The organism is Pseudomonas sp. TE12508, from assembly GCF_056279485.1.
In genome coordinates, this window is sequence record NZ_JBWCCN010000008.1 from 103,195 (window position 1) to 120,774 (window position 17,580).

At 58.7% G+C, this 17,580-nt stretch carries 5 protein-coding genes; all 5 read right to left on the reverse strand.

All coding sequences use genetic code 11. From position 1 onward, the window contains the following. Window positions 1-20: 20 nt before the first annotated feature. A complete protein-coding gene (locus tag ACZ9IM_RS12990) occupies window positions 21-3,311 on the reverse strand; it encodes a beta-ketoacyl synthase N-terminal-like domain-containing protein (RefSeq protein ID WP_008072397.1) in 3,291 nt (1,096 codons plus the stop codon). 34 nt (window positions 3,312-3,345) lie between these two features. After that, window positions 3,346-13,362 (reverse strand): SDR family NAD(P)-dependent oxidoreductase, encoded by a 10,017-nt coding sequence (locus ACZ9IM_RS12995; protein ID WP_427623634.1) that lies wholly within the window; start codon window positions 13,360-13,362, stop codon window positions 3,346-3,348. Between the two features lie 208 nt (window positions 13,363-13,570). After that, complete coding sequence (locus tag ACZ9IM_RS13000) at window positions 13,571-13,990, reverse strand: acyl carrier protein (RefSeq protein WP_008072395.1); 420 nt, start codon at window positions 13,988-13,990, stop codon at window positions 13,571-13,573. A gap of 66 nt (window positions 13,991-14,056) precedes the next feature. Then, the gene (locus ACZ9IM_RS13005; protein WP_008072394.1) at window positions 14,057-15,736 is read right to left on the reverse strand and encodes an AMP-binding protein; all 1,680 of its coding nucleotides are present in this window, start codon (window positions 15,734-15,736) and stop codon (window positions 14,057-14,059) included. A gap of 58 nt (window positions 15,737-15,794) precedes the next feature. Next, window positions 15,795-17,123, reverse strand: a complete 1,329-nt coding sequence (locus ACZ9IM_RS13010) for a DUF1302 family protein (RefSeq protein WP_008072393.1) — start codon at window positions 17,121-17,123, stop codon at window positions 15,795-15,797. Window positions 17,124-17,580: the final 457 nt, after the last annotated feature.

Sequence of the window (17,580 nt, forward strand, 5' to 3'; positions counted from 1 at the left end):
TGCTGTCATGGATTGACGCGTTAAATGGTGGCTTCCAGGGAACGGGCCGTTTGATAGTCCGCGGGCTGGAGAATGAGCCCGCGACCTTCAACGGTGCCCAGGGCCCTGCCGTTCTGCACGATGTGGCAGCGGCTGTGGCTGCGATGCAGGTGGCCATCCTTGAACATCAGGTCGATGTATTCGGCGATCAGAAACACTGGGCTGTCGTGCTCGGCAAAGGAGTCGAACTGAATGTGCATGTCGTCCAGGACGAACGGGAAGTCGTGAGGCACGCCCTGGAACAAGTGTGTGCAGGCAATCCCGAATTGACGCACGGCTTCAATCAGGTACAAGCCGGGAATATGGTCCTGTGCGTGCTCATAGAAGAACGGGTGGGTCTGGTCGTGAAACAGTTCTGCGGCGTACCAGCCCGTGTCTTCAATGGCGGCGATAGCGCCCAGCAACACATTGCGTTCGCTGGACTTGTGGACATGCCTTTTGTTCATTCGACCAACGTTGTCCACGTTCCCGGAGGCGTTCCACTGCGTCAGCCAGGCCATGGCGAAATCCCGGCCGCTCAGGGCGTCTGGCGTTGCCAGGCTCGGCTGGGTTTTGCCGACGGCGGTGTGGACGAAGTCCAGCAGTTCGCCAAGCTGGCCGGTATGAAGCAGGTCGAGCGGGATCTTGCCGAGGGTGGGGTAGGCCTTCTCGACGCGGGTACGCAGTTCCGCCAGCATCAATGAGTCGAAACCCACGTCGTCGATCAACAAGCTTTCGTCAGAGAGGCTGTAGTCTTCCAGCTTGGCCAGTTGTCGAATCAGGTACTTCACGTACTCCCGAGCGCTCATGCTGGAAGGGTCGGCAAGCACCAGGTTCGCTACAGGTTGGACGTTGGCGTTGGACTGCTCGTCATTCAACGCGTTCAGCCGTTCGAGCCAATAACGACGGCCCTGGAAGGCATAGGTGGGCAGTGGCATTTTTTTGCGTTGCGGGCGGTTGTCCCACGCCGCGGCAATGAGCGGCGTTCCAGCTTCATACAAGGTGACAAGGGTCGCGCCGATATCGGCCCAGACATCGGCCCCGGACTTCGCGGGTATCTGCACCGATGTGATATTGACGTGACGTGTCAGGTATCCGTCGATGAAGCTGGCGTCCCCCATGGCAATGATGACGTTGACGGCATCCGCCTGTAGCGCCTGGTCTAGCCCCTCCGGATCCATATTCAGCTGCAGCGGTTGATGGCGATCGGACTTGTTCCGGTAGAGGTAGGCGAGGGCTTTGTCCTGAGCGCCCAGGCCGGCAATCGCCAGGATCGTCTGCTCCAGCGAGAGCGCGCCGACTAGGGCGGCGGCCACCGGGTGCGCAGGACCGTACGCGATAATCCAGCGGGGCAAGACGCCCAGTGCGCGCCACATCATGGCGAACCCATAGAGCAGCGCGCCGTCGATCAGGTCCTGGTCCTGTTCATTCGCTGCCGCGTTCCACAAGGCTGCGGAAACGTCGCGGCCAAGGGTTTGTGTGGCAGTGTCCAGGTACTCGGTCGATGCTTTTTGAAACAGCAGGCTGGCTTCCAGTAGCGGGCGCAACCGGGCTCTGCTCTGGGGATCGAGCTTGCCCATGACGAAACCGATTTGCGGGCCTCGAGGGTCATGCCGGGTCACGAGACGTTCAGCGGTCAGCGATTGATGCAGCGCTTGAATCAGGTCACGGCGGCTTTTGCCACTGACGGCGATTCGTTGCTCGAACTGACGGCGGCCAGTGTTTTGCGAGAAGCAAATATCGGCCAATGCCTGCTCGTCGCTGCTTTCGAGAAAATCAATCAGCCTGGGGATGTACGCTTTAAGCGCCGACTGTTCGCGGGCACTGATGAACAACAGTTGCTGCGGGTGTTCAACGCCGGGCTCACGGTGAGTCGCAGGGGTGTAGGACTCCAGGATGATGTGGGCGTTGGTGCCACTGAAACCGAACGAGCTGACCGCCGCCAGACGCGACGCTGGTACGCCGGCTGCTGGCGCCGGCGTGCTGAAGGCCGGCCAGGCTCTTGGGTCCGTGCATATTTCGATGTTCTCGACGTTGAGATCGACAAACGGATTGGGGGTGTCGAAGTGCAACTGAGCAGGGATCTTGCCGTGCTGCAGCGCTTTGGCGACCTTGATGATGCCGGCAACACCCGCCGCGGATTCACAATGGCCGATGTTGGTTTTGACGGAGCCCACCAGCAACGGCGCGGCACGGCCTGTTGCCCGTCCGTAGACCGCGCCCAGCGTTTGCAGCTCAATCGGGTCACCGAGCTTGGTCCCGGTACCGTGGGCTTCGACATAACTGACGTCTTTGGCGTTGACGCGGGCATTGTCCAGGGCGCTGCGAATGACCCTGACCTGCGAAGGGCCGTTCGGCGCCATGATGCCTTGGCTCAGACCATCCTGGTTGACCGCCGAGCCGCGGATCAGCGCATAAATATGGTCACCGTCGGCCACCGCCCGGGACAGGCGTTTAAGCACCAGCACACCACAGCCTTCGGCGCGGACGTAGCCATTGGCCGATGCATCGAAGGCCTTACACAGCCCCTCGGGCGAATGCATCATGGCCTGGGATTGGGCGATCGAGGTGGTCGGTGCGAGCATGACGTTGCAACCGCCGGCCAGGGCAAAGTCGCACTCGTTCTGGCGCAGGCTCTGGCAGGCCAGGTGCACGGTGACCAGCGACGACGAACAGGCCGTATTGAGCGTGACGCAAGGGCCCTTGAAATCGAAGGTATACGACACTCTTCCCGAATGGACGCTTTCATGATTACCGGCGTTCATGTGCGCCGCGATTTCATCCAGGTTCAGGTGGCGGACCAGCAGGTCGGAATGGTCCTTGTTCATTATTCCTGTAAAAACGCCGGCATTTGAACCGCGCACTTTATCCGGGGCCATGCTGGCGTTTTCCAGCGCCTGCCATGTCACCTCCAACAGCAGTCGTTGCTGCGGGTCCATGCATTCGGCTTCGCGGGGTGTAATGCCGAACAGCTCGGCGTCGAAGCGCAGGACGTCATCGAGCAGGCCGGCATTGGGCGAATAGGTTTTCCCGGGCACCGGGCTTTGCGGGTCGAAATAGCGCGCCTGGTTCCAGCGCTGGTCTGTCAGTGGCGAGACACTGTTCACGCCCGCGCACAGGTTGCTCCAGAACTGCTCGACACCGTCGTCGGCGCCAGGGTATCGGCACCCGATCCCAACAATGGCAATGGGCTCGTGCTGGCGGTTCTCAAGTTCTTTGATGTCACTGTTGAGCCGCTGGATTTTTCTTAGCGCGTTTTCCATGAGCGCGCGGCTATCGTTTTGTTGCGTCATGCTTGCATTCCCTTTCGCGTGCGGTTGTGTCGGCTCAAAGTGCTTCATCCGCCAGGAGGGCAGAGAGTTCGTCGTCGCTCAAATTGCTGAAGTTGTCGGGTGCTTCGGCGGGTGCCGAGGGGGGCGACAGGTGTGCGAAGTCTTCTGCGTTTGCCGCAGTCGACGGATACAGTTGATCGATAATGAAGGTGCTCATAGCGCGAACGGTCGGGTAGTCGAACAGCAGCGTGGCGGGTAACTTGCGGCCGACGATGCTGGCCAGTTTGTTGCGCAACTCCAGCGCCATCAGCGAGTCCAGGCCTTCAGATTGCAGCGGCTCGCTGACGTCCAGCAACTGGCGTTCGTTGAGTGCCATGATGTCTCTGGCCACCCTGAGCACGAACTGCTCGATGTAGGTCTGGCGCTCCATCGGGGCGAGTTGATCGCAGTCACTGCGCAACGTGCCCAGGTCCGTCAGGTATTCGGCGCTCGCGGCGGTTTTTCTGATGAGATTGGACAGTAACGAGCGTTGCGCACGCTCGCTGACCGAACCGTGAATCCGGGTCCAGTCGATATTGATCACGGTAGGGTTAGGTTGCTCGGTGCGGGCCAGGCTCAATAACAGCTCAAGGGCCGTTTGAGGCGGCAGCAAATCCACTCCCGGTGCGCGTTGGAAGTTCGCCGCGCGTCCGGTGGTGTTGGCCATGCCTTGTCCGTCCCAAGGGCCCCAGTTGACGCTCAGCCCGGATAAGCCCATGGCGCGCCGGGAAACGGCCAGTTCATCAAGGAAAGCGTTGGCGGCGGCATAGTTGCCCTGACCCGGTGAACCGAACACGGTCGCCGCCGAGGAGAACAGCACAAACCAGCTCAGTTGGCGCTCCCGGGTGGCTTGGTGCAGCCACCAGGCGCCATTGGCTTTCGCCGCGAGCGGGGCCTGGAAGTCTTGCCAGGACTGGGAACCGAGCAAGCCGTCCCGCAAGATCCCCGCGCAATGAAAAACGCCATCGAGCGTTGGCTGCGTGAGGTCGATTTCATTGAGCAGGTCAGTCAGCTGCGCACGTACCGTGATATCGCAGGGCTTGATCAGTACTGATGCGCCCACGGCGTTCCAGCGTGCAAGGTAGGGGTCGAGCTTTTCCGTATTGACGGTTCGGGCTACGAGTACCAGGTGTCGAGCGCCTCGTTCTATAAGCAAATCCGCCAGACTCAGCCCGATCGCGCCCAACCCGCCGGTGATCAGGTAGCTCCGGTCCTGACGAAACACTGGGGGCGTCTTGTCGACCGGATCGCAGTCCATCGGCGCCAACCGGGCGATCTGGCGTGAACCGTTGACGTAGCGGATGTCGCCTTCATCGTCATCCAATTCGAGCTCGGCAAACAGGGTGTCGACGCAGGCTGACGGATCATTCGCGGCAACGGCGACTTGCTTGATGCGCGACTGGGGATGTTCTTCACCCATGACTTTGGCCAGTCCGCGCAGCATTGCCCAGACAGGAGCCTCATTCCTTGATGCGTAATCGTCCGGCATGGCAAAGGTCCAGTCCGGTTCGACGCCTTTGACGAGGCAGTACTGTTGAAGGGCGAGCACCGGCAGTAAAAGATCGCGTTGCTGCGTCTCCAGATCGTGATCGTCAGCCGCCGGCGTATCGAGGCCCTGGAGGTCGATCACCTGCTGAATCGAGTGTTCCTCGGTCAATGGATCGATCAGCGCAGCGAGGCCGTCCGGCAAATGCGCGATGTCGTAGCGAGCATACGAAGCGAGGTCGCTGTCGAGATCAGTGCCCAGGCACAGGCAACGAATGCCAATGCTGTGCAAACGTTGTTGCAGGCGTGCGGCATGGCCACTTCTGTCAGCCAGGATGACCCAGAGTTGGTCGGCGTCAAGGGCCGTCAAGCGCCGATGGTCGGTGGGTGTAGAGCAGGGTATCCAGTCGATCTGATAGGTCAGCGCCTGTTTGCGCTTGAGCGAGTCGATCAGCACGGATTTGGGCGCACGCTTGCTGCGCAACGCTTCGACCGTCACCACGCGCTCGCCGTGTTCGTCGTAGACCGAGATCCGATGGCTGTACGCTTCAAGTTCGGCAGCGCTGGCGTCGATCGGTGCCGGAGACAAGCATTCGACATGACACCACAGTGGGCCCTTGACCTGTTTGAGTACGCGCATTGCGTCGACGGCAAACGGGATGTAAATCGTGTCGCGTCCGGACAGGCTGAATTGCGCTTCGTAGGAAGCCGCCGCAGTGGTCTGGAAGAACGCGTCCATCAAACCGGGTGCGACGATGTAATCGCTTTCACCGGTCTCGGGCTTACGCAAGCGCGAAAGCGCTTCTCCCGGGCGCCGCCACACGTGCTCTACCCAACGGAAGCCGCCATTGAGCTCATAACCGGCCTGGGACATTTCGCGATAGAACGTCGGGCCGTCCAACTGCTGGTGCAGTGCCTGGCTCAGGTGTTGCGGGTCTATCGTTTGCTCGCCGACGGGTTGCTGGTTCGTCTGCGGGTTCAGGGTGCAGGCGAAGTTCTGCTGCCATGGGCCTTTATCACCTTCCGTCCGGCTGTACCCGGCGACGGCCACACACGCGTCCTGCTGTTGCGAGACGATGTACTGGAAGTGCTTGGTTTCGTCCGGTTCGAACACCATCGCACCGGGGAAGGTGATGTCGCTCAGCTCGTAGCCGAGCGCGATGTTCAGGTTCTCGGCAATCAGGGCCGTCATGGCCAGGTGGGTGGCACCGGCGATGACAATGGTCCCGTAGAGTTGGTGATCGGTAATCGGGAACGGCATGTCGGCGCCGAAGCGGGTTTGGTAGATCACATCGCCGGTGGCGCTGATGGTTTTCTCTCCCAGCTTCGGCAGCTCGGCGCGCTGCGCCACGGAGTGGGGCTGACGGGAAGGGAATAGCTGTGGGCCGTTCTGTAGTGGCCAGAAGTGACGCCGTTGAAAGGCGTAGGTCGGCAGAGTGACCCGTTGATAGGTGCGGGTGGGCACAAACAACGCTGACCAGACAGGTGTTATTTGGCGGCTGTAAAGCTCACCGAGGGACGTGAGCATTTGCGATTGATCGTCGGTTTTCGCCTTGAGGGAAGACAGCCAGCAGATTGGCGCATCCGACACACAGCGCCTGGCCATGCCGATCAATTGCGTGGCCGGCCCGATTTCCAGCCCGACCTGCGGCGCCAGCGCTGCCAGCGTGGTCAGCGCCGCATCGAACAGCACGGGGGCTTGCACGTGTTGAACCCAATAATCTGCGCAGGCGCATTCGTCGCCTAGGACCGTCCCGGTGACCGTCGACACAAAGGTCATGGACGCAGGCTTGAAGCGGATGCCTTGCGCCACACTGCGAAATGCCTCCAGCATCGGTGCCATCAAGGGCGAATGGAAACCGTGAGAGACCCGCAGTGACTGTGCGTCAATCCCGCGTTCGGCGCACAACTCGATCAACTGCGCCATCGCTTCAGAGCAGCCCGAAACCACGGTGTTGGTCGGGCCGTTATGGGCTGCGATCGACAGTTTGTGCGTGACATCGCCAAGAGTGTCCAGCAGTGCCTGAGTGCCGGGGCAATCGGCATAGACCACCAGCATCGAGCCTTTTTCACAGTGCTCGACCATCAACCGTGCGCGGGCACAGATGAGCCTGGTTGCTTCCTCGAGGGTCATTACGCCGCACAGACAGGCGGCGGCGTATTCACCAACGCTGTGCCCCAGGACGTAGTCAGGCATGACACCCCAGGCCATCCACTGTTTGCCCAAGGCATATTGCAGGGCGAAAAGCGCCGGTTGCGTGTAGTACGTGTCGTTCAACTGTTCGGCACTGTTGGCCCACAGCACATCCAGGATCGAACCCGCCAGATAAGGACGCATAAGCTGCTCACACTGATCCAGAACCTGTTTGAACACCGGGGCCTGCAGATAGAGCGCGCGTCCCATGCCCAGGTACTGACTGCCCTGGCCTGTGAACAGAAAGGCGACGGTGGCCGGGCTGTTACTGTTGGGCCGCGGTGTGTCGTCCGCTGGCAGCTGCAACTGCTGGCACAGCTGCTGCGCTGTGGTGGCGACGAACGCCTGACGGACCTCGAAATGCGAGCGAGTGGTACTGGCGCTATGGCACAGGCTGGCCAGATCGGGCTCATTACTCTGAAGCTGTTCGATGTACTTGTGCTTCAGTTCAGTCAACGAAGCCATGTTTCGCGCAGACAGCGGGAGCAGATAAGCCCCGCCTGCGTCGTCGGGGACGGCATGGGTGGGTGAGTCGGGGCCTGCGGCCAGCAACAAGTGAGCGTTGGTCCCGCTGAAACCGAACGAACTGACGGCGCCGATGGGCTTGCCATCCGTCGACGGCCACGGACGCAGTTGATCGGCGACAATGACGCTGGGGGTTTCACCCAGGACATTTGAGCTGAAGTGCCGATTGAGGTTTTTCAGGTGCAGGTTGCGGGTGATGGTGCGGTGTTGCAGCATCAACGACAGCTTGATCAGGCTGGCGACGCCGGCCGCGGCCTCGGTGTGACCGATGTTGGTTTTGACCGACCCTACGTAGAGGGGGTGGTGGGTGCCACGTTCGCCGTAGACCGCCTCGATGGAGCGCATTTCTATCGGGTCGCCCAGCGGTGTGCCGGTGCCATGCGCCTCAAGGTATTGCACACGATGGGGTTCGACCCCGGCGCGAGTGAGCGCCGCACGCATGACGCGCTCCTGGGCCGGGCCGTTTGGCGCGGTCAAGCCTTGGCTGCGTCCATCCTGATTGATGCTACTGCCCTTGATCACCCCCAGTACGTTGTCGCCATCACGCAAGGCATCGTTCAGCGGTTTGAGCAGAACCAGACCACAGCCTTCGGAGCGCACATAACCGTCCGCACTTTGGTCGAATGTCTTGCAACGACCATCAGGCGACAACATATGCGCCTTGGACAGGGCCACGTTCGTGTGCGGCGACAGGGTCAGGTTCACGCCCCCGGCCAACGCCACCGAACACTCGCCACTGCGCAGGCTCTGACAGGCCAGTGCCACACTGACCAAGCTTGACGAACAGGCAGTATCAATGGCGATGGCCGGGCCTTCCCAGCCCAGGAAATAGGCGAGGCGACCGGCATTGACACTGATCGAGTTCCCGGTAGCGAAATAGGCACTGGTCTCGGGCCCGCCCTGCGCATTGAGGACGTGGCTGTATTCATTGGGACCGCAACCGACAAAGATCCCGCCTTTCTCTACCGCCGAGGGTGTTACACCGGCGTGTTCCAGCGCCTCCCAACCGACTTCCAGCAACAGCCGTTGCTGCGGATCCATGCTGATAGCTTCTTGCGCGCTGATGTTGAAGAAGCTGTTATCAAAGCCGCTGACATCATCGAGCAAACCGCCCCAGCGGCTGTACATTTTTCCGGGCGCATCCGGGTCTGCATCAAAGTACTCATCGCTGTTCCAGCGTGCATTGCCGACTTCACCAATGGCATCGACACCCTCGACCAGCATCGCCCAAAAAGACGCGCTGTGATTCACACCACCCGGGTAGCGACAACCGATGCCGATGATCGCGATGTCCTGTTCGACGGAGGACGCGGTCGCCGGGATCGCGTCGCTCATCGCGGCGACGGAGGCGTGGTCCTTGAGCAGCGATACCAGGTAGGCGCCGAGTTGAGCAAGGCTCGGGTAGTCGAACAACAGACTGACGGGCAGGATTTCACCGGTCATTTTCGACAGCCGATTACGCAACTGCACCGCCATCAGCGAATCCAGGCCCATTTCTATCAGCGGCGAGTCGGCGCTGTAGTCACCTTTGACTTCGGTGCCCGAGACTTCGGCGATGCTGTCACGCAGCAAGCGTTCTATGGCTTTTTCCGGCGCCAGCGGGCGCATTCTTTCGACGTAGGCACGCAGGGGGGAGATGATGGTTTCTGCGTCCTGTGCCAACGCCGCCGACAACACCTGTTGGCCATAGAGCCTCATCAGCGCCGGGCTGGCGGGGTTGTGCCGCAGGGCTTCCAGAGCCTTGGGTTGCAGGTCGAGCACCACCGGAGTGGGCGAGGCACCCGAGAGCAGGCTGAAGAACGACTCAAGTCCTTCGACGGGGTCGAGAAGCGCCAGGCCCTGGGCGTGCAGCGCCGCGGAGGTGACGGCGTCTGCACTCGCCATGCCGGACCCGGCCCACGGACCCCAAGCGTAGCTGGTGGCGGTCAGACCTTGAGCGTTGCGGAAGATCGCCAACTCATCAAGGAAGCTGTTGCCCGCGCAGTAAATCCCTTGGCCGTAATTGCCGAATACCGCCGAGGCGGAAGAGAAGAGGGCGAAGAAATCCAGATTCAGCTGGGCAGTCAGTTCATGCAAGTGCCAGCCACCCAGCACTTTCGGCGAAACGACGGGTTCAGACGCCCCGGGTGCCAGGCTGTCGAGCCGGCAGTCGCTGAGCGCACCGGCGGCATGCACGACGCCGGCCAGGGGCAGCAGCGACTGGTCGCACTCGGTGATGAGGTCGCGCAGGGCATCGATGTCGTTGACATCCAGCGACAAGATCCTGATGTCACAACCGTGTTCCCGCAGACTGGTGATGAGGGTTTGTTGCCGCTCATCCAGGGTGGTACGCCGTGAGATCAACAGCAACTGACCGGCACCCTTGTGGGCCAGGGCCTGGGCGATCATCAACCCGAGTGCGCCGAGGCCACCAGTGATCAGATAGCTACGGTCGGCCTTGATTGCGATCGGCACTGACTGCCCGGCGCAAACCGCGTTCTCCAGTCGGCATTCGTAGGCATTGTCCCGTTCGAGGTGCACTTCGAACGGCACTCCGGTTGTAACAGGGGCCGCGAGCCAATCGAGCAGGCGTTGGGCGTCTTCGGCCAACGAACCGGATGACGACAAGTCGAGTTGGGCAAATTGCAGGTGGCTGTATTCCTGCGCGAGTGTCTTGGTCAGTCCGACACCACCGCTGTGAATGAGTCGTGAGGTCGGGCCCTGGTTGTAATGGGCGACGACAAAACGCGCCCCGGGCACCAGGCATTCTGCCGCGCAGATCCGGGTGCTGAGCGAGACGAAGCGCTCGATGTGCGCCATGGCGGCCCGGGCAACGTCAGCACTGGTAGGGGTCGCGACATATAGGACACCGTCAAACGAGAGGCCGGTTTCGTGCAGGCTCGCATCCAGTTCAGCGGGGAGCACTTTAGTGAAGGCGGTGTCCTGAACGGCGGCCAGAAAGTCGGCCGACTCACTGATCAGCAACCAGCGACCGATCAACGGTTGTGGGTGCCCGCGGAAACTGCCGGTGTCGTGCCATTGCCGGTAGAGACTCAGGCGCTGATTCGAGTGCAGGCGCGTCGCAGGGCGTTTCTTGCTCTTGAGCGGTGGTTTTGCTCCGCCGCCGATCCAGTAGGGTTGTTCATCGAGTACCTCGAACGGCAGCGCGAGCTTGCGTGCAACGACGTTGTTGGCGGGAATGCGCGAGAGCACACCTTGCACGTAGAGTCGGGCCAGATTGTTGCGCAGCACCCGGTTGTCTTCGTGCCCCTTGCGCAGAGAATACAGCGTTGCACGTGCATCGCCTGGCGGCAGGCTGCGGCTGGCCAAATCCACCAGGGTCGCGCTCGGTCCGATTTCCAGCAGCAAATGGTCGTGTTCGTGAAGCAACGCTTGCAGGGCGGCGTGAAACTCCACCGGCGCGGCCACCTGATTGACCCAGTAGGCGGCTTCGCACACCTCGTTTTCGACACGCCGGCCCAGGACGGTGGAGTAGAACGACACGGTGGGAGCGCTGTAGCGGATCTGCTCGGCATAACGACGAAACGCTTCGAGCATGGGCTGCATGAGCGCCGAGTGGAATGCCCGGGAGACCGACAAAGCGGTGTTACGGATGCCTTGTTGATCGAGACTGGCTTTGAGCTGCGCAACCACCGAGGCGTCACCGGAAATGACCACGTCATTGAGGGTGTTCTGGGCCGCCAGCGAAACCTGGCCGGCAAACGGCGCGAGCATCAGCTCCACAGCCTGCCGCTCGGCGTGCACCGCCAGCATGTCACCGGGCGACGTCAGTGCGGTCATCAGCTGACCTCGCTTGATGATCAGCTGCAGGCCGTCTTCAAGGGAGAAAACACCGGCGGCACAGGCTGCGGCGTACTCGCCCAGACTATGGCCGATCACCGCGGCGGGTTTGACGTCGATGCTTGCCCAGAGTCGGGTCAGCGCGTACTGAAGGCAGAAGATCGCGGGTTGGGTGTAATCGGTCTGGCTCAGTTCTGTCGTGCGACTGCCCCACAGAATGTCTTTAATACTGTGGCCGACCTCGGCGATGTAGAGCGTGTCGCACTGATCGAGGGCTGCCCGGAAGACAGTCTGGGTGGCGTAAAGACGTTCTCCCATCCCGGCGTACTGGGCTCCTTGACCCGAGAACAGCATGGCAACGGCCGGGCGGCGCAGCGGGGTGATGCCATGGTGAACATGCTCGGATAATTCTCCCGCGGCAAATTGCGCAAGTAGTTCACGTGCATGGTCTGCTGTTTCGGCTACCACCGCGAGCTGGTGTTTTCCGGACTGACGATAGGCGTTGCTGCTATTGCAGACATCAGCAAAAGGCAGCGGGCTCTCAAGCAGGAACTCGCTCCATCGGCGACTCGTTTGCTTCACGGTTTCAGCCGTGGAGGCGGCAAAGGTGAGTACGCCCGAGGCGGGATCCGCTTCGCCGGTATCGGTGTTTTCCTCGGCCGATGACAGGATCATGTGGACATTGGTGCCGCTTAACCCGAATGCACTGACACCGGCGTAATTGAGCTCGTCGGTTTGTGGCCAGGCACGACTTTGCGTGGGAACCACGAGCGTGTTATCGCCCCAATTGATATGGGGGTTGGGCTTGGAAAAGTGCAGGTGGGGCACAATTAGATTGTGCTTGAGCGAGAGCGTCAACTTGATCAGCGCGGCGATGCCGGCGGCCGATTCCAGATGGCCGATGTTGGTCTTGACCGAACCGATGACCAGTGGAATATCGGACAGGTCTCGGCGCAAGGCGCGCGACAGGGCGTTGGCTTCAATCGGGTCGCCCAGCGGGGTACCCGTGCCATGGGTTTCGACATAGTGAATACGGGCGGCGCTGACTCGGGCGTCTTTCAGCGCCCGTTCGATCACTTCTTGCTGCATGCGACCATTGGGGGCCGTCAGTCCATTGCTGGCGCCGTCATGGTTAACGGCCGAACCGCGGATGACCGCGTAGATATGGTCGCCGTCCTTGCGAGCTTGCGTCAGCGTCTTCAATACGACGACACCGCAACCCTCGCCACGCACGTAGCCGTCGGCCTCTGCATCGAAAGTGCGACACAGGCCATGATGGGACAAGGCTTGCATCCGGGATAAGCCGATGCTGTTTTCCGGCGCCAGGATCAGGTTGACCCCTCCGGCCAGGGCCATTGTCGACTCGCCGGAACGCAGGCTGTTGCAGGCCAGATGCACGGAGAGCAGCGACGAGGAGCAGGAAGTGTCCAGGGCAAGTGTCGGACCATGGAAGCCAAACAGGTAGGAGACACGACCCGCCGCGACACTAGGCGCATTCCCCAGGCACGCATAAGCATCTATGTTTTCGGGGGCTTTCTGATCGATGGCCAGGCGTGCGTAATCACTGGTGCTCATCCCGAAAAACACACCGGTCTTGCTGCCTTTCAACGCGTCCAGATTCTGGTTGGCGTTACGCAGTGCTTCCCAGCAGACCATGAGCAACAGGCGCTGTTGAGGATCCATCAGATTGGCTTCATGGGCGGGAAGCTTGAACAGTTGCGCGTCGAAATGATCGACACGGTCAATCAGCCCGGCATGCTGGCTATAGATTTTGCCGGCAATGTCGGCGTCCGGATGGTAATAGTCTTCGGCCGACCAACGTTCATCCGTGATATTGCGAACGGCGCAGTTACCCGCTTCGAGCAATTTCCAGAATGCGTCGGGCGTGTTCGCTCCGCCGGGGAACCGGCAACCGATCCCGACAATGGCGACAGGCTCGTTGATGCCAGATTGCAGATGTTGGACTTTCTGCCTGAGATTGAGGATTTCGGAGACAGAGTTTTCCAGAAGCTCCTTGATTCCCGAAGTTGTAGTGTCTGTCGATTTCATTGTTTTAATCTCAAGAAGTTAGCCGTCACCCGCAAAAGGGCGAGTAAAAAAGTGCTGCAAATTGCCAAACCGTGACCACGAGCCAACCTGCAGCGAAAGAGGCCGCACATCGATGGTCAGCGCTTATTTAAATGGAGTGGTTCTTTCAGGAGCAACGCAGCTCGATACTTAAGTCAGCGAGTGGTCAGATAGTTCTGGCCGCGTGTTATCACGTGGCCGGCGTCAAACTGTGTGGGTGTAGTAAGCTCTCAAGAAGTTCTGCCATGCCCTGTTCATCCAGATGCAAGAAAGCCGCGTTGTGCCCTGCGGGCTCCTCGGCCGACGTTGGCACATAGGCCCTGGCGGTATCGGCCACATAACCTGCCAGTGAATCAGGGGTGGGCCAATGCCAGGCGATCGTCGAATCCAATTGCACTTTTGAAACATGGGAAAGTTCAGCGGCGAGTTCAACGGCGTCGATTGAACTCAATCCCATTTCAGAGAACGGTGTGTCGATGGAAATCGATTGACTCTCATCGTAATCACGTTCGGTCAACCAACTGGAAATCCAGTTTCCAACAGTTTCACGCGTGACTGACGATAAGGCCGGGGGCGCGTAAGTCAGAGGGTCAAGTGCATGCTCGTTCATTCTGTCACTGCTCCATGTGTGAAATAGCATTGGTGGTAAGGTGAGCGTTACAGGCGCCCGGGTGATTCAGGGACTGGTGTGCTGCGCCGAAAAAGCAACGAGTTGCTTGTCGATCAGACGCTGGCGTATGACCCGCCGGCGCTTCTTGCCACTTGAAGTTTTTTCAATGCTTCCTCGTGGGCAGAAATGAACCCGACTCAACAACGCATCGTGAGTGTCTAGAACCGCCAACGTCAGGGTTTGCTGTTTTTGCGCGCGCTCACTGTTGTTGTCATTGGCATCCCCCTCAAGCACCAGGTGAAGTTCCATCAAACCCGTGTTGCTGTTTTCCATCGACAACAGCGCACTGCCGGAGGCGCGGACAAAGTCAAAACTCTCGATGGTTTCTTCAATGTCGTCCGGGACAATGTTTCTGCCGCCGATGATAATCAAATCGTCCTGGCGGCTATAAAAGTAGAGTTCCTGTTCATGGAAAAACCCTAGGTCACCTGTGCGCAGACGACAGTCTTTCAGTTTGGCGAGGGTGGCCTCCGGCATGTTCAAGTAACCGGGCGTCAGGCAATCGCTCTCGATGTTAATTTCGCCCAGCTTGAGTTCCGGTAACGGGCGATCATTCGCGTCGCGCACCGTAATGCGATGGCGAGCGTTGGCTTGTCCTGATGAAACCAGTTCAATGCGATCTTCATCTTCACTGGCGGCGAGTTTCACATCACCGTCGGGACTAATGCTGACTATCAGAATCTTGAGCTCACCCAGTTTACTGCAACTCGCGCCCAGACTGTTTTCAGCCATTCCATACGCTGAGTGAATATGTTCCGGCAGCAACTTCAAAGGCGAGAATCGCTCCCTGACCTTTCTTAGTACCAACGCGCTGATTTTCTCTGCCGAGATGTAGAGGTGCAGTCGGGACAGATCAATTTGTTCATCACCATATAAACGCTTCACCGTTCGAAGTGCCGCCACCAGCGCCGAATTGGTGATGAAGCTCAAGTCTGCCTGTTTCTCTGATAGCAACTTGAACCAACGCGCCGGATTGCGCATGTAGTAGTCGGGTGTCGCGAGCAGATGGTTGCAAGCGGCGTAGATGGGCAACAAGACGCCGGTAAACAAGCCCATGTCATGATGAATCGGCGTCCAGGAGGCACTGTTTTTGATGGGGATACCGTGCCTGCTGGCGTTGTGGGACAGCTCGATGTGCCTCAACTGATTCATGATCATGTCATGGGTGACAATGATGCCCTTCGGGAAACCGGTACTGCCGGAAGAGAACTGAATGATCGCCATGTCCTCTGGCTGGACATCTGCACCCAGCGGCAGTACTTCCACGCATTGAGGGTTGAATGTGGGCTCCGAGTGAATCTCAAGACCCGTGCGTGAACGCCATTGCTCGATGTCCTCGGCCGTGATTGCACCGTCGCACAGCACCAGTTTGAAGCTGCAAGAGCTGTCACAACTGGCGAGGAAATCCGCGTAGTTCAGATATTTGCCCGATTTGGTTCTGAGGGGGACCGCCACCAGGTTCAATCGCCAGCAAGCCAATAGATAGCCGACCAGTTCGATACTGTTGTTCAGGACCAGGCCCACCCGGTCCTGCCGCCGCAGTCCCTGACTGGCCAGTTTCGACGAGCAGGTATCAACAATCGCACCTATTTCGGCAATCGTGTACGAGCAATTCGTATCAGCGAACGTCCAAACGGCATCGCCTTGGGTCATTGCATGGCTGAATCTATGATTGATGGTCTGCATTTTCATTCTCGCAGGCAGTCGGTCCCAAGCAAACTCGGGGTCGTTGGCGGTAGGGGGGTTAAAAGTAAAAGTCTAGTTTTAACTGAATGCGGTCATTGTTATTAAACTGTCCGAATAGTCCATTCTTATCGCCGTAAAAAACATCAAGTCCGACGGTTCCTTTAATGTTTTTACTCAGCTTCGATGTGTACTGAAGACGAAACAAACCATCGCCATCATTATTGTTGGTCAGCCATCGGGCTTCAAAACTGTCTCGTTGGTGCAGCAAGTCCTTTCGGTAGAGAAAGGTCATGATGCTGTCGACTTTCTTGCGTGGCAGGTACTCGGTGGTCTCACCCAGGATGCTTTGATAGAACTGAGCACTGAATACACTTTCTTCTACGCCATAATAATCAAGTCCCAAGACGTAACTGGTGTCGTTGGTCTGGAATCGTCCGTTTTCGCTATTCAGGTCGTAGTCGATTACCGAGCGGTGAGTGGTGTGGGCCAACTCGCTGCGCAAGACGAAATCATTAATTGAAGTACTGGCACTGCCACCAAAGGTATGGGTTCTTTCATAACGCTCGCGAACAACAATCACCGGGCGCGTACCCGCCATGGATACTTGAGTTTCGAAGAACGGAGCGTCGTTGTAGTGATACATGTAGTTGAGCGAGAAATCCCATGACTCAACGCTGGTTGTCAGGGCCATGCCGACGTCAGAATCTTTAATGGGCCGGTCGGGGCGTTCGGCGCGACGTCGCTCAACGGGCAACGTCAACCCGGGAGGTGCCTGGGGTATCAACCGCCGCGAACGAATGGCGAATTCGCCTTCGTTGTAATTCGGAAAGTCGGTGTAGGTCTGGTCGGGGATCCACAGCAATTGCAGATCAAACTGGCCCACCGGCACCACGATGTTGGCCATCCATGTCGGGATGCGGGCTTCTTCGGGGTCTTCGAGGATGAACTCGCGGTAATTCATGGGGTTGACAATATCCAGCACCGTGACCCCATCGGCCTGGCCCCACACCACTTGTTGTTTGCCGAGAATCAGCGTTCCGTCTTCACCCAGGGTGTCTCTGAAATAGAGTTCACGCAGTTCGAACTGAAAAGGATAGTTGTCATAGATCTTACGGCCATCGTTGATGGGCGAGAGCGCGGTTTGATCGGGTTCTCCTGGCTCAAGTTGGCCACTCATGTTCCATCTGATGCGGGTGGATAACAGAAAACGGGCATCGGTGTCGGTTTCGTAAGACAGCGCGTTATAGAACCGTGTTTCTGACTTGGAGAGCTTGTCGACGGATATGTTTTCAGCAGTCTGGTATGAAATCTTCGAGTCGGAGTTGAACTCTCCGGCGAGCGCAAGTGCAGGCAGCGCTGAAATAGCGAAGACGAATGGTTTGAACATGAGCACGCCTTAGATCGAAGTATTATATTTTTAATCGTTCACGCGGAAATGTCGCAATGGTTGCGTTTTATTAAAGCTGTCTAGTTATTTAATTGCCGGGCCAAGAGCGGCCGGGAAACGCACTAAAGATGGGCGTGAGGATAGGACTTGATGTTTAGGTTAGCGCTCAAGAAAAACATCGCCGTACGGAAAGCGGTCGGGAAGAGCGCTTCACAGAATTGGCGGAGAGATAAAAGTTGTGGGCTGAAATCCATTACTGCGTCCATGCGTTATCAGTCGAAGAGTGGAGCTCTCGATCAGTAGCGAAATGCTATCAGTGCTCGCGTTGTAACTCAACAAGTGTGATTCGAAATTTTTTTTTGCTAAACACGATTCATCTGTCCTAAGGGACAGATGAATAAGGTGGTGTTTTATATGGTGTTTTTTTAAACTTGGAACGATCGTTTCATGCTTGCTG